General features: G+C 64.1%; 11 protein-coding genes. 6 read left to right on the top strand and 5 right to left on the bottom strand.

Annotated elements, in window-relative coordinates; translation table 11 throughout:
* Nucleotides 1-106 precede the first annotated feature (106 nt).
* The gene (locus G3436_RS19650) at nt 107-919 is read left to right on the top strand and encodes a crotonase/enoyl-CoA hydratase family protein (RefSeq protein ID WP_163948364.1); all 813 of its coding nucleotides are present in this window, start codon (nt 107-109) and stop codon (nt 917-919) included.
* Between the two features lie 30 nt (nt 920-949).
* Entirely contained in the window at nt 950-1,780 is an 831-nt protein-coding gene (nudC, locus tag G3436_RS19645) for an NAD(+) diphosphatase (RefSeq protein ID WP_163948361.1), read from the top strand.
* Here nudC and G3436_RS19640 read toward each other — a convergent pair.
* The 5 genes from G3436_RS19640 to G3436_RS19620 form a co-directional block, all read right to left on the bottom strand.
* Nucleotides 1,748-2,527, bottom strand: a complete 780-nt coding sequence (locus G3436_RS19640) for a TSUP family transporter (RefSeq protein WP_163948358.1) — start codon at nt 2,525-2,527, stop codon at nt 1,748-1,750. The genes nudC and G3436_RS19640 overlap by 33 nt on opposite strands.
* A gap of 189 nt (nt 2,528-2,716) precedes the next feature.
* Nucleotides 2,717-3,484, bottom strand: a complete 768-nt coding sequence (locus G3436_RS19635; protein WP_163948355.1) for an SDR family oxidoreductase — start codon at nt 3,482-3,484, stop codon at nt 2,717-2,719.
* Nucleotides 3,485-3,510: 26 nt separating this feature from the next.
* On the bottom strand, nt 3,511-4,578 hold the full coding sequence (locus G3436_RS19630; RefSeq protein WP_163948353.1) for a phosphotransferase family protein: 1,068 nt from the start codon (nt 4,576-4,578) through the stop codon (nt 3,511-3,513).
* 180 nt (nt 4,579-4,758) lie between these two features.
* Nucleotides 4,759-5,073 (bottom strand): SCP2 sterol-binding domain-containing protein, encoded by a 315-nt coding sequence (locus G3436_RS19625; protein WP_163948350.1) that lies wholly within the window; start codon nt 5,071-5,073, stop codon nt 4,759-4,761.
* 55 nt (nt 5,074-5,128) lie between these two features.
* Nucleotides 5,129-5,839, bottom strand: coding sequence for a histidine phosphatase family protein (locus tag G3436_RS19620; protein ID WP_163948347.1), 711 nt, complete (start codon nt 5,837-5,839; stop codon nt 5,129-5,131).
* Between the two features lie 197 nt (nt 5,840-6,036).
* On the opposite strand from G3436_RS19620, the gene sohB reads away from it, so the two are divergent.
* From sohB to G3436_RS19600, 4 genes are all read left to right on the top strand, one after another.
* The gene (gene sohB / locus G3436_RS19615; protein WP_163948344.1) at nt 6,037-7,062 is read left to right on the top strand and encodes a protease SohB; all 1,026 of its coding nucleotides are present in this window, start codon (nt 6,037-6,039) and stop codon (nt 7,060-7,062) included.
* Between the two features lie 71 nt (nt 7,063-7,133).
* Entirely contained in the window at nt 7,134-11,288 is a 4,155-nt protein-coding gene (locus G3436_RS19610) for a leucine-rich repeat domain-containing protein (RefSeq protein ID WP_163948342.1), read from the top strand.
* Nucleotide 11,289: 1 nt separating this feature from the next.
* Entirely contained in the window at nt 11,290-12,336 is a 1,047-nt protein-coding gene (locus tag G3436_RS19605; protein ID WP_163948339.1) for an NEL-type E3 ubiquitin ligase domain-containing protein, read from the top strand.
* 84 nt (nt 12,337-12,420) lie between these two features.
* The coding region (locus G3436_RS19600; protein WP_338001291.1) for a dermonecrotic toxin domain-containing protein at nt 12,421-14,768 on the top strand (2,348 nt) is incomplete at its 3' end.

Below are 14,768 nucleotides of genomic sequence, written 5' to 3'. Positions count from 1 at the left end.
CCAGCGAAGAGGCCATCCGCAACAGCCCAGCCTTTGGCACAAGCGCCGCCTACGGTCTGCGATATAGTCCCGGTCACCATCCCGCGTCAGCCCAAGGAGTGTCACCGTGACCGACTACAGCGCGTTCAAGGTCGAACTGTCGAACAGCATTGCCCACGTCCAGATCAACCGCCCCGAGAAGATCAACGCCATGAACGCGGCGTTCTGGCGCGAGATCGTCGAGATCTTCCAGTGGATCGACGAGACCGACGCGGTACGCGTGGTAGTGCTCAGCGGCGCCGGCAAGCACTTCTCCTCGGGCATCGACCTGATGCTGCTGGCGTCGGTCGCCAGCGAGCTGGGCAAGGATGTGGGCCGCAACGCGCGCCTGCTACGGCGCAAGATCCTGCAGATGCAGGCCTCGTTCAATGCCGTGGACACCTGCCGCAAGCCGGTGCTGGCGGCCATCCAGGGCTACTGCCTGGGCGGCGCGATCGACCTGATCGCGGCCTGCGACATGCGCTACGCCGCCGCCGATGCGCAATTCTCGATCAAGGAAATCGACATGGGCATGGCCGCCGATGTGGGCACCCTGCAGCGCCTGCCGCGCATCATCGGTGACGGTATCCTGCGCGAGCTGGCCTATACCGGCCGCGCCGTAGGCGCCGAGGAGGCGCGCCAGATCGGCCTGGTCAACCGCACCTTCGACGATACCCCGAGCCTGCTCGACGGGGTCTTTGCGATTGCCGGCGAAATCGCGGCCAAATCCCCGATTGCCGTGGCCGGCACCAAGCAAATGCTCAGCTACATGCGCGACCATCGCATCGACGACGGGCTGGAATACATTGCCACCTGGAACGCCGCCATGTTGCAATCGAGCGACCTGCGGGTGGCCATGGCCGCCAGCATGAGCAAACAGAAACCGCAGTTCGACGACTGAACCCGGTCGCGAACCTTCAAGGAACGCAACATGTCAGCGCGCTGGACCACTGCAGTACTGGACACCAACACCACCGGCGGCCTGGCCGTCGCCCGCTGTGCCGAGGGTTTTCTGGTGGACGCCAATGGCGCCCTGTTCCCGCGTGACTGGCTCAAGCGCCAGGGCCTGGACGTGCTGTGCGAGCACGGCATCGGCCACTATGACGGCGAGCCGGTGTTCCTGCTCGAACTGCGTGCCCCCCAGGACGTTGCCGGCTGCAGCTGGCGCGGCCTGCGCCAGTTCATGCTCGAAGGCGACTTCGATACCTACACCATCCTTGGCTACGCGGCGCAGATTGCCACCTGGGCCCGTGAGCATCGCTTTTGCGGCAGCTGTGGGCAGCCGATGGCGCAGATCCACTGGGAGCGGGCCATGTACTGCGCGCCGTGTGACCTGCGCAGCTACCCGCGCATTTCACCGAGCATGATCGTGCTGATCACCCGTGGCGACGAGATACTGCTGGCGCGTTCACCACGCTTCGTTACCGGGGTGTACAGCACGCTGGCCGGCTTCGCCGAGCCGGGCGAGTCGGCCGAGGACTGCCTGGTGCGCGAGGTGCGCGAGGAGGTCGCGCTGCAGGTGCAGAACCTGCAGTACGTGGGCAGCCAGTGCTGGCCGTTCCCGCACTCGATGATGCTGGGCTTCCATGCCGAGTACGCCGGCGGCGAGATCGTCATGCAGGCCGACGAGATCGAAGATGCGCAGTGGTTCAGCGTGCATGCGCTGCCGCCGTTGCCGGCGGGGCGCTCGATTGCACGCTACCTGATCGACCTGTACGTGGCGCGTCGCCTAGGCCTGGCCGAACCAGTGCTGCCACGCTAGGCGCACGGTCAGCGCCAGCACCACGGTGATGAACACCGGGCGGATGAACTTGCTGCCGCCGCTGATGGCGGTGCGTGCGCCGAAGAACGCGCCGACCATCAGCGCCGAGCCCATCGACAGGCCCACCAGCCAGTCGACCTGGCCGGAGAAGATGAACACCGACAGCGCGGCTGCGTTACTGACGAAGTTCATGCTGCGCGCCACGCCGCTGGCCTTGACCAGGTCGATGGGGTACAGCAGCAGCGTGCTGACGGTCCAGAACGCGCCGGTGCCGGGGCCGGCGACACCGTCGTAGAAGCCCAGGGTGAAGCCCTGCGGCCATTGCCATTTCTTCTTGATCGGCGCATCGGCGTCCAGCGGCGCCTTGGGCGTACCGCCGAACAGCAGGTACACGCCGCAGGCGAACACCACCACCGGGAGCATCTTGTTCAGCCACTCGGCGGGCAGGTAGTGGGCCACGATCGCGCCGATGAACGCACCGACCAGGGTGCCGAGCAGGGCGTGGCGCCATTGCGCCGGGTGGAACAGCTTGCGCCGGTAGTAGGTGAAGCCGGCGGTGGCCGAGCCGAAGGTGGAACTGAGCTTGTTGGTGCCCAGCACCAGGTGCGGCGGCATGCCGGCGGTGAGCAGGGCGGGCGTGGTGAGCAGCCCGCCGCCGCCGGCGATGGCATCGATGAAACCGGCGACAAAGGCGACGGCGGCCAGAATGGCGAGGGTGGTGAGGTCTACGCTGAGTTCGAAGGGCATGGCATTGGGCTTATTCGACTGGGCGCAGAACGGTAGGGCTGCGCCTGAGGGGCGCTATGGTAATGGAGATGCTGGTTGCCTGTCAGGGCCTCTTCGCTGGCAAGCCCACTCCCACAGTTGAGCACCGGCCTTTCAGGCACTGGGGTTCCTGTGGGAGCTGGCTTGCCAGCGAAAGAATTCAACACCGAGTCAGGACAGGAACCCCCCATCTACATTCAACGCCGTACCCGTGGTATAGCTCGACGCCTCGCTGGCCAGGTACAGCACCGCACCGGCCATCTCCTTGGGATCGGCCACGCGCTTGAGCGGGATCTGCTGCAGCGCGGTGTTGAGGATCGCGTCGTTCTTCACCAGCGCCGAGGCGAACTTGGTATCGGTCAGCCCCGGCAGCAGCGCATTGCAGCGAATGCCAAACGGCGCGCATTCCTTGGCGAACACCTTGGTCATGTTGATCACCGCCGCCTTGGTGATCGAATAGATGCCCTGGAACACCCCCGGCGACACGCCATTGATCGACGCCACGTTGATGATGCTGCCCCCGCCGTTGTCGCGCATCAGCTTGCCGGCCTCCACCGACATGAAGAAGTAGCCGCGGATGTTCACGTCCACGGTCTTCTGGAATGCGCCCAGGTCGGTGTCCAGCACGTTGCAGAACTGCGGGTTGGTGGCGGCATTGTTGACCAGGATGTCCAGGCCCCCGAACTGCTCGCGAATACCGGCGAACACCGCCCCGATCTGCTCCATCTCGCCAATGTGGCACGCCACCGCAGTGGCCTTGCCGCCCGCCGCGAGGATCGCATCAGCCACCCGCTGGCAACCGTCGAGCTTGCGGCTGGAGACAATCACGTGCGCACCCTGCTGGGCCAGCAGGTGAGCAATCGCTTCGCCGATGCCGCGGCTGGCACCGGACACGAATGCGATCTTGCCGTCGAGGTCGAACAACTGCGTCTTGGACATGGGGCGGTTTCCTTGTTGTCGTGGGGTCAGAGGGCCGACTTGCCGATCACTTGCAGGCTCATGTGCTCCAGCAGCGTGTTCATGTGGATGAACTGGGCGAAGCGCTTGTCCTGGGTCTGGCCGTGGAAGAAACGGTAGTAGATCTGCTGCACGATACCGGCCAGGCGGAACAGCCCGTAGGTGTAGTAGAAATCGAAGTTGTCGATGCGGATGCCGGCCCGTTCGGCGTAGTAGTCCACGAACTGGCGACGGGTCAGCATGCCGGGCGCATTGCTCGGCTGGCGCCGCATGAGTTGCACGGGCGCCGGGTCGGCGGCTTCGATCCAGTACGCCAGGGTGTTGCCCAGGTCCATCAGCGGGTCGCCCAGGGTGGTCATTTCCCAGTCGAGCACGCCGATGATGCGCATCGGGTTGTCGGCGTCCAGGATCACGTTGTCGAAGCGGTAGTCGTTGTGCACGATGGCAGGGTTGGGGTGGTCGGCCGGCATCTTTTCGCGTAGCCAGGCGATCACCGCCTCCCAGCGCGGCGCATCCGGGGTCAGGGCTTTTTCATAGCGTGCGCTCCAGCCATCGATCTGGCGCTGCACGTAGCCTTCGGGCTTGCCCAGGTCGGCCAGGCCGCAGGCGTTGTAGTCGACCTGGTGCAGCTCGACCAGGCGGTCGATGAAGCTCTTGCACAAGGCTTCGGTGCGCGTGCTGTCCAGGCCGAGCTCAGGTGGCAGGTCGGAGCGCAGGATGATGCCCTTGACCCGCTCCATCACATAGAACTCACCACCGATCAGGCCCTCGTCGGTGCAGTGCACGTAGGCCTTGGGGCAGTACGGGAAGCCGCTGTTGAGCTGGTTGAGGATGCGAAACTCGCGGCCCATGTCGTGCGCCGACCTGGCCTTGTGCCCGAAGGGCGGGCGGCGCAGCACGAATTCTCGGTCCGGGTAGCTGAGCAGGTACGTGAGGTTGGACGCCCCGCCGGGGAATTGGGTAATGCAAGGCACGCCGCTCAGGCCGGGAATGTGCGCCTTGAGGTAAGGGTCGATGAGGCTGGCATCGAGTTCTTCGCCGGGGCGGACCTGGGTCGACTGATCGGTGAGCGTCATGCTTTTCCCTTATTCTGAGTGTCGCTGATTATTGGTTAATCTAATTCTCGTCACAAAACCGAACAAGTGTTTGACTGCTTTATAGGCCAGCGTGTTGCAGCACGATCACTGCCCCTGATGCGCGGTAAAAAAAAACCGAAGCACGCAAGGGCTTCGGTTTTTGCGACATCAGCGCAAGGCTCAGGCCGGGAACAGCTCGCTGAGTTTCATCGACAGCATCATGTCGCCTTCGACGCGCAGCTTGCCGCCCATGAAGGCCTGCATGCCGTCGGTCTCGCCGCTGACGATGCCTTTGAGGGTCTCGGTGTCCATCACCAGGGTGCAGTTGGCATCAGGGTTTTCGCCTTCCTGCAGTTCGCAGGTGCCATCCTTGACGATCAGGGCAAAGTTCTTGGTTTCATCGATACGGAAACCGAATACCAGGTCCAGGCCAGCAGCGGCGGCAGGATTGAATTTGGCTTTCATCGCTTCAACGGCTTTTGCTACGTCGGTCATGGTGCATTCCTTATTAAGTGATGTAAGCGACCCGAAGGTCGCAACAGGCCAGGGCTCATCGATAGGTGATGAGTTCCGGCGCCTTCAACAACTGCACGTGGGCTTGGCTGTTGAAGGAAGCCAGCGCCACCTCGCAGCCCCTGAACTTCAGCTGGCTGAGCGAGGTGTTGATGATCTGCCAGTTCAGCGTGAACGCCTGGCTGGGGGTGATGCCGGTAATCAGGTGGAGCAGGGCGGCGATGGTGCCGCCGGAGGTGAACAGGGCGATGTGCTCGCCTTGCGTTGCCTGTTGCAACAGGCGCTGCAGGCCAGCGTGTACCTGCTCGACGAAGTCGCTCCAGCTCTGCAGGCCGTCGACCGGGTGTGCGCCACTGTGCCAGCGCTGTACCAGCAGCGCGAACAGGCGCTGGAACTCGCCGCGATGCTCACGGGCGTTGCGCAGTACCTGCAGGGCTTCGGGCTCGTCCGGCAACAGGCCCGGGAGCAGGGCCCGGATGACCGCGTCGGCATCGAACTCGTTGAACGCCGGGTCGGTTTCCAGTGCCGCTACTGCCGTGCCGGCCGCCTGCATGCGGGCCAGCACCAGGCGCCCGGTGTCCTGCTGGCGGCGCAGTGTGCCGGCCACGCAGCGGTCAAGGCGCAGCCCCAGGCGGGCCAGGTAGTCACCGAGCGCTTCGCTCTGGGCAATGCCGGTGGGCGACAACACATCGTAGTCGTCTGCACCAAAGGAGGCCTGGCCATGTCGAATCAGAAAGATGCTGCCCACGGGGTGTGCCTGGGTAGAAGGTTGAGGCGAGGTTAGGTCGCCACTGGCAGCCTGTCAACGAAAAAACATACAAGCGTTTGAAAAGAGCGTTTGAACTGTATTGCCAGCGTTTTCCTGCGCTGGCAGGGCTGCACTGGCGTCGGTATGCTGGGGCATTGGTACGCGCCGCACGGGCGCAGGCATGTTAAGGAGTTACTGTGGAGTTTCTTGCTGAGTACGCAAGTTTTCTGGCCAAGACCGCGACCTTGGTGATCGCGTTGCTGGTGGTGCTGTCGGCGATTGCCGGGTTGCGCGGCAAGGGCCGGCGCAAGCCCGGTGGGCAGTTGCAGGTCACCCGGCTGAACGATTTCTACAAGGAGCTGCGCGAGCGGCTGGAGTCGCGCCTGCTCGACAAGGCCCAGCTCAAGGCCCTGCGCAAGCAGCAGGCCAAGCAGGCCAAGCAGGACAAGCAGCAGAAGAAGCAGCCCGAGGACAAGCCGCGGGTGTTCGTGCTGGATTTTGACGGTGACATCAAGGCTTCTGCCACCGAGAGCCTGCGCCACGAAATCACCGCCTTGCTGACCCTCGCCACGCCCCAGGACGAAGTGGTGCTGCGCCTTGAAAGCGGCGGCGGCATGGTGCACAGCTATGGCCTGGCCTCTTCGCAACTGGCGCGCATCCGCCAGGCCGGTGTACCGCTGACGGTGTGCATCGACAAGGTGGCGGCCAGCGGCGGCTACATGATGGCCTGCATCGGCGAGCGGATCGTCAGTGCGCCGTTCGCGATTCTCGGCTCCATCGGTGTGGTGGCGCAGTTGCCCAACGTCAACCGGCTGCTGAAAAAGCACGATGTCGACTTCGAGGTGTTCACCGCAGGCGAGTACAAGCGCACCGTCACCGTGTTTGGCGAAAACACCGAGAAGGGCCGCGAGAAGTTCCAGGAGGACCTGGACGTGACCCATCAGCTGTTCAAGGACTTCGTGTCGCGCTATCGCCCGCAGTTGCACATCGATGAAGTGGCCACCGGCGAGGTCTGGCTGGGCGTGGCTGCGCTCAACAAGCAACTGGTCGACGAACTCAAGACCAGCGACGAGTACCTGGGCGAGCGTGCCCGCACCTGCAACCTCTACCACCTGCACTATGCCGAGCGCAAAAGCCTGCAGGAGCGCGTAGGCCTGGCTGCCAGCGGCTCGATCGAGAACACCCTGCTGGGGCTGTGGAGCAAGCTGGGGCGCTGGCGCTAAGGACTATGTACCGCAACTGAGGTCGGTCGTTTTGCTCTCCTGTGGATCCATGTCTCCACAGGAACACAATGATGACCGACACCATCACCCCCGGCGGCTTGCACCGCGACTTCATCCTTCGGCGCCTGCCACAGTGGGTCAAGTATTCCTCCGGCAAAGACCTGCAGCGCCTGCGCGCCACCCAGGTCGATGCGCAGTATGCCCCCGCTGCGCCCGCCGCACTTGCCGAATGGTTTACCCGCGCGCCCTTGCAACAGCAGCAGGCGCTGCGCGACTGCCAGACGCAGCTGCGCCGCTCCAGGCGCGGCCTGGCGGGCTTGCTCAAGCACCTCAAGGGCATCACCGATTTTGCCGAGCCGTTGCTCAAGGCGCGCTTGAAGGCCGAGCTGGGGGTGGACGTTGACGTCAACACCGCCCAACTGGTCCGGGTCACTCGCACCTGGGCGTTCAACCACCGCTGGCAGCAGATCACCGATGAGCGCCAGAGCCTGCTGCAGGCCGCACTGCAGAATTTTGACGCAGGGGCCACCTTTGGTGAGGACGACTACCTGTCTCACGATGGCGAGCACCGCGTCGACAAGGTGATCCGTGAGCCGGCGGTAATTACCGTCACGCGCCCCCTCAAGATGACCCCGCAAGCCTTTGCCAGCCTGTGCCATGACCTGGACCTGGGCGGGCTGTACCAGAAGCATCTGGCCGAGGTATTCGACACGCCGTTCAGCCACGCGCGCATTCGCGAGCGCTGGATCGAGTTGTACAAGGCAATGCTGCGGGTCAGCCTGCACACCGCCTACATGAAGTCGGAAATCAGCGCCGCCGCGCGGGATGCGCTGACAAGTCTGCTCGATGGCCACGCCGCGCCTCAGTACCACGGCCATCCGCTTGAAGTGTCGCAACTGAGCATGTACGGCATGAACCTTGAGGATGTGTGGGTGATCAGTGCCCGGCATGCATCCTCCAGCGCAGCGCAGCCGATCATTGTCTACCTGCCCGGTGCTCCTCTGTATCCGCTCAAGGAGTATGCATCGATCGAGGCGTTCAAGGCGGACCTGCGCATCAGCCTCAGCCAGCCTGCCTATGTCCAGTTGCTGACCAGCTATGTGGCCAAGGCGCAGCAACCGGCATTTGCGCAGACGTTGCGCGAGCACTTCTACCACAAGGTGCTGGGTGCGTCGGATGTGTTCGAGGTCGTCTACAACCCCCAGGGCAGGCTGGTCACGCGCAGCCGACGGTTGACCGGGGACCTGTTCAGGACGCTGCAAGCGCAGCATGCCGAGCGCCTCAAGACGGATGCCAAGGCCGTGATAGTGCCCAGCGCGGAACACGACCTGCGCGCCTCCCAGGCACGTTGGGCATTCTGGGAGTCGGCCGGGGAAAACGTGTTCGGCGTAGCTGCACTGTTCATCCCGGTGGTGGGGGAAGTCATGCTCGCGGTCATGGCTGAGCACCTGATCATGCAGGTCATCGAGACCGGTGAGGACTGGAGCAACGGTGATTATGACGGTGCCTGGGCGCATGTCGGTGCGCTGGCCCAGACGATCGCGGTCACTGCGGCACTGGTGCCGGCCGGTGTCGCAATCCAGGCGGGCAGCAGCCTGGTGCTGGACGAACTGCTGCAGGTCAACCTGGCGGTCGGTGGCAGCCGCTTGTGGCGCGCCAACCTTGCCCCGTACGCCCGGCCTGTCGACCTGGCCGAGGTGCTGCCCGATAGCGAGGGGCTCTACCGCGTTGGCGACAAACACTATGTGCGTATTGATGATCACGTGTACGAGGTGGCGAAGAATGAACAGGGGCGCTGGCGTGTCACCAGCGATGCGCCTGACGCCTATGAGCCGCCCTTGAGCTCCAATGGCGAAGGCGCCTGGCGCGCCGACGGCGAGCGCCCGCTGACCTGGGACCGGCGCCAGTTGCTGCGTCGGCTGGGGCATGCCACCGAGGGCCTGGAAGACACCGAGCTGGCCCAGGCGGCCGAGCTGTGCGGCGTCAGCGACGATGTGCTGCGCAAGGTGCATATCGACCAGACGCGCATGCCTGCGCTGCTGGCCGAAACCTTGCGCCGCCTGCGCCTCGACCGGCAGGTCACGCGCTTTATCGATGCCACCCGCGATGGTACAGGCCTGGGCAAGGACCTGGGCTTTCTGCCGGCGCTTGCCGTGCAACTGCCGCGCTGGCCAGGCCGGGTCATCGAGGTGTTCAGCGGGCCAGAGCCCTGGGGCGAGTCGATTACCTATGGTCGCGAACTTTACCCCCAGGGGCCGGTGATCAAGCTGACCCGTGACGACGTGTATGGTGGCCAGTTGCCCGAACGGATTCTGGCCAGCCTGGATGAAGCGTCAGCCTCTGCATTGGTGGGCGAGAGCGTTGCGTCGGGCAACCGCCTGCAGGTCTTGCGTGATCATTTGGGCGACCATGCGGCCCGGCAGCGCGGCAAGGTGTTTGACAGCCTGTACGACAGCCAGCGTCTCGAACGCTCAGTGGCCGTTCAGCGCATCCAGCGTCAGTTCAGTAATCTGCCGGATGAGGCGGCCAATGCACTGCTCGCCAGAGCCAGTGGCGCTGAGTACCGTGAATTGAGCAAGGCCGACGGCCGTGTACCCTTGCGGGTTGCCGAAGAGGCGCGGGTGTATCAGCGCGAGGCGCGTATCAACCGTGCCTTGCAAGGCCTGTATCAACCGACACTGGCGGGCGTGGACAGCGATCGCCTGGCGCTCGGGCTGCTGGGGCGCTTGCCGGGCTGGACGGCCGATGTGCGCCTGGAACTGCGTGAGGAGTCCCTCGGCGGGCGCCTGGCAGGCAGCGTCGGCGATCCAGCTGCGGCGCTCAAGACGTTGGTTCGCCAACTTGGACAGTATCGACTCTACGACCATGAGGGACTGGAACTTGGGATCACGAGCACCGTGCAGGAGGGCATGCTCAAGGCGCTGCCTGACAATGAGCGGTTGGCCATGGGCTACACGGTGCATGATGCTGGGCGTCTGCTGCCCGCATTGCGTGCGCTGGCAGTCACTGACCGGGCGATGGTGGCCGGGCTGCTGGGTATTCGGCCGGTACGTCCGTGGTTCATTCCGCCGTTTCACCTGGCGCAGCGACGGGTCGGCTACCCATTGGGTGGTATGGTGAGCCGCGCACGGTCACCCTCGAGTCGCCTGCGCGACCTGTATCCGAACATGACCCGTGAACAGCGCGAAGCCTTGATCGGCGAGTTGCAAGCGCAAGGGGACCTTGAAGCCGCCGTCAAGTCGCTCCAGCAGGAGTACGAGGCGTTGTATGACACCCTGGACGACTGGATCGAGCTCGCCGAGGATCTCGATGACGACCAGGAGATCGAATCGCGTACTGTAATTTCCGATCGCCTCAAAGAGTGCTGGCGTGCCGAGGGGAGCAACGTGCTGGACCTGACGGGCTTGTCGGTCAGTGAGCTGCCGACGCTGGACCTCAGATTCGCGCACATCGATGCGCTGATCCTGGATAGCATGGATCTGCATACGCTACCGCCTGGCTTTCTGCGTGCATTTCCCTCGATCAGGCAGCTCTCGCTTGATTTCAATGTATTGAACGCCATCCCACCTGCGATCAGCGACTGTGTCGCGTTGCGTGAGCTGAGCTTCAACGCCAACCACATCACTGGCGGTGCCCAGTCGTTCGCCCCGCTCAAGGGCTTGATTCACCTGCAGCACTTGAACCTGGGGGCCAACGCGCTTGAGGCGGTCAACCTGCAAGCCTTGCAGGACCTGAGCGGGTTGGGCAGCCTGCGCGAGCTGAGCCTGCGTGGCAACTTCCTGTCGCTTACCGCGCAAGGTATCGAGGCGCTCGCGCGCTTGCCCCTGCGTGAGCTTGACCTGGGGTACAACCTCATCTCGCTGGACGAGGCGGCCGCTCAAGCCTTTGCGCCGATGGTGCGCCTGGAGCGTATCGTGCTCACGGACAACCCCCTTGGGCGCGCCTGCACTGGGCGGGATGACCGCGTTGCGCCACCTGGACCTTGGCAACTGCCGCATCGCCGCCTGGCCCGAGGGGCTGAGCGCACTGATGGACCACGAACCACTGAGTCTGCGGGTCGTGGAGCTGTCGCGCAACCGCATCGCGTCATTACCCGACCTTGCAACGACCCGCTATGGCCAAGCCCTGCTGAGCGGGGATGCATCACGACACCTGCACCTGAATGGCAACCCGCTGCCACCGGCAGCGGCTCAACGTCTGGCCGAGGTCGGTCAGAGGGTGCATGAGTTGAACACCCTTGATTCGACGACCGTCTGGTTGGCAGATGTTACCCAGACCCGACAAGCACTGTGGCAGACATTGAAACAGGACCCGGCATTCAGGACCGTGTTCGATGTGCTGGACCGCCTGGGCAACTCCCGGGAAGCGGACCTGGACCTGGCAGGTGTGCGCGAGCGAGTCTGGTCGGTGCTGGAGTTTGCTGAGCAACACCAGGCTTTTCGCGAAGAACTGCTGGAAATCGCCGACAGCTACCCGGCTACCTGCGCCGACATGTCGGCGGACGCCTTCAGCGACTTCGAAATCGCCCGGCTGGTGTTCGACAAGGCGTTGGCCGCCGGCACCGATGATGCCCGCAGCCGAGGCATGTTCAACCTGTACAAGCAGCTGTTCCGTCGCAGCGAGGTCAACCGCCTGGCCGACCTTATCTCGCTGCGGCGCACTGCGCGCCGCGCTGCCTTGCAGGAAGGGGTTGAAGGTGCGGGCAGCGTGCCAGCGCTGGACCCGCTGGATGACATCAGCGATGAGGTGTTGCTGGCGCACCCGGTCGACGACATCGAGATCCGCCTGAAGCTGCGCCAGGGGCTGGCGGCGAAGCTGGATTACCCGGAGCCGTCCAGCGGGATGATGTTCAGCAATATCGCCGAGGTTTCCGAGCGCACCCAATCGAAGGTACGCAAACAGGTGCGCAGCAATGACACGGCTCAGGCGCGACAGGACTGGCTGGTGGGGCAGACCAGTTGGCAGTACTACCTGCGTCAACGTTATGCCGCGCAGTTCAAGATCGTCGAGGCACTGTGGGATGACGGCATGACCTACCTCGAGGAGTGCACCAGCGACGAGGCGTTGAGTGTTCAGGCACTCAGCCCCAACGTGATCGCGGCGTTGGGCACGGCTTTCCCCCAGGCTGTGCTCGACGCTGGCGGCAACTTGCACAAGGTCAGCCTGAGCGATGCCCAGTACCTGGACGCCGGGCGCGCGATTATGCGTGGTCGTGAAACCTCGGTTGAGCAATTGACGACCAGCCTGACCCGTTCAGAAGGGCTGCTCCAGTAACCGCGGGCGATCGAGCAATATGTAACGCCGACGGCATCCATGGGTTTGTTTCTCTGCATGTCCATTTACCTGCAGAGAAGCACCATGCCGTCACCTGATCTTGGCCTCAATGGCCCCTTTCTTCAGCGCCGCCTACCGGACTGGCTCAAGCATTCCACACCCGCCGCGTTCAAGCACCTGAGCCGCAGCCAGCTGGCCGAGCAAGGCGATGTGCTCGGGCTGGCGGCCTGGTTTACCGGCGCGCCCGCGGTCGAACAGCAGAGGTTGATCGCGGCTCAGGCACAAAGCCGCTTGTCGGGCCGTATGCTGGCCGTGCTGCTCAAGGACCTCAAGGGCATTGCCGCATTTGCCGAACCCTTGCTGCTGGCCAGGCTGAAAGCCGATTACCCGGCGCTGCAGATCGACGTCAACACTTGCCAGTTCGTGCAGATTACCCGTGAAAGCACCGGCAACGGCCGCTGGGAGGATGTCAGCGCAACGCGCCAGAGCCTGTTGCAGGCCGCATTGCAGAACTTCGCCGCCAGCGCCAGTTTCGTGGCGGGCAGCGGGCTCTCCAGCGATGGTGCCTATAGCCTGGAAAATCATGTGATTTACCAGTCGCCGACGGTGCGCTATGCCGCCCCCGTGGCCATTTCGCCCAGCGCCTTTGCCGGACTGTGCCATGCACTGGACCTGGGGCAGCAATACCAGCAGCACCTGAGCACGGTGTTCGAGAGCCCCGCCACCCAGGCGTCGCTCAAACAGCAATGGATCAGTGTGTACAAGGACCTGCTGCGGGTGCGCCTGCAGGTAGCCTTGATGAAATCGGAGATTACCGACGCTGCCCGCCAGGCCCTGCTGGCACTGCTACAGGGCAAGCCAGACGTGCGACTCAATGGCAAGCCGGTGGTGGTGCGCCAATTGAGCATGTATGGCGTGGCGTTGGCGGATGTGTGGATGATCAGTGCCGACCGGGTGGCCAGCGATGTGGAAGAGCCCGTGGTGGTCTACCTGCCCGGTGCACCGCTTTACCCGTTGCGCGAGTACCCGTCGGTCAAGGCCTTTCGCGATGATTTGCGTATCAACCTGCGCTCGCCAGCCTACCGGCAGTTGCTGCGCGGCTATGTACCCAGAGAGCAGGCGCAGTGGTTCTTTGCCACCCTGCAGCAGAACCTGTACCACAAAGTGATCGGCCGTGACGATGTGTGGGAAAGCGTGTTCGACCCCGCGGCCAGCCTGAAGCTGCGTGATCTGCCGCTGGCCGGCGAACTGTTCGACACGCTTTACACCCAGCACCTGCAAAAGCTCAAGGCTGATGCACGCGTGCTGGCGGTACCCAGCGCCAAGGCCGACGAAAAGGCCCGCGCCGAACGCCTGGCCTATTGGGCATCGGTGGGGCTGAATGTGCTGAATGCGGCGGCGTTCTTCGTGCCATATCTGGGCGAGGTGATGGCCGTGGTGGCCGCCGAGCAACTGATCCACAGCGTGATCGATGGCGCCCATGCGTGGGAAACCGGTGACCGTGCCACGGCGTGGGCACACCTTGAATCGGTGGCCATCAACATGGCCATGGTGGCCGGGCTGGCCGCCGTGGGCGCAGCGCTGCCCAAGGTTTCACCCAGCGAACTGGTGGACGGCCTGCTGCCCATCGAATTGCCCGGTGGCGAGCGCCGCTTGTGGCGCGTGGACCTGTCGCCGTATGCCAACCCTGTCGAGCTGGCCGATGTGGTGCCGGACGCCCAGGGGCTCTATCGGCTCGCTGGCAAACAGTATGTGCGTATCGACCAGGGCGTGTATGAGGTCAGCCAGGACGCCAACGGTGTGTGGCGAATCGAACATGGCGTGGCTGACGCCTATCGTCCCGTGCTGCGCTCCAACAATCAGGGGGCCTGGCAGGCCTACGGCGAACAGCCGCTGAAATGGTCGCGGGCGCAGTTGCTGCGGCGCCTGGGGCCGCTCACCGATGGCCTGAGCGATGCCGAGCTGGCCCAGGCGGCCGAGATCTGCGCCACCAGCGACGATGTGCTGCGCCAGGTGCACGTCGACCAGTTGCCGGTCCCGGGACTGCTCGCCGACACCTTGCGGCGCATGCGCCTGGACCGCCAGATCACGCGCCTTGTCGAAGGCACCCGCACCGGTGTTGGCAAGGGTGACGGCCTGGGCTTCCTGCCTGCGCTGGCGGTACAGCTGCCACGCTGGCCTGGGCGCCTGCTTGAAGTGTTCAGTGGCCCGGAGCCGTGGGGCGACTCCATCGTCTATGGCCGCGAGGCGTTTGGCGATGGCCCGGTGATCAAGGTCACCCGTGAGCAGGTACACGCCGCAAAACTGCCCGAAATCCTGCTGCAGGCCTTGGATGAGCCTGCGTGCCAGCAGTTGTTCGGCGACAGCGTCGAACCGCAGGCACGTTTGCAGGTACTGCGCGATCGCCTTGCCGATCAGGCCGAACAGCGCCG

The sequence above is a fragment of the Pseudomonas brassicae genome (genome assembly GCF_010671725.1).
Classification (GTDB): domain Bacteria; phylum Pseudomonadota; class Gammaproteobacteria; order Pseudomonadales; family Pseudomonadaceae; genus Aquipseudomonas; species Aquipseudomonas brassicae.
This window is presented reverse-complemented; position numbering and strand designations above follow the sequence as displayed.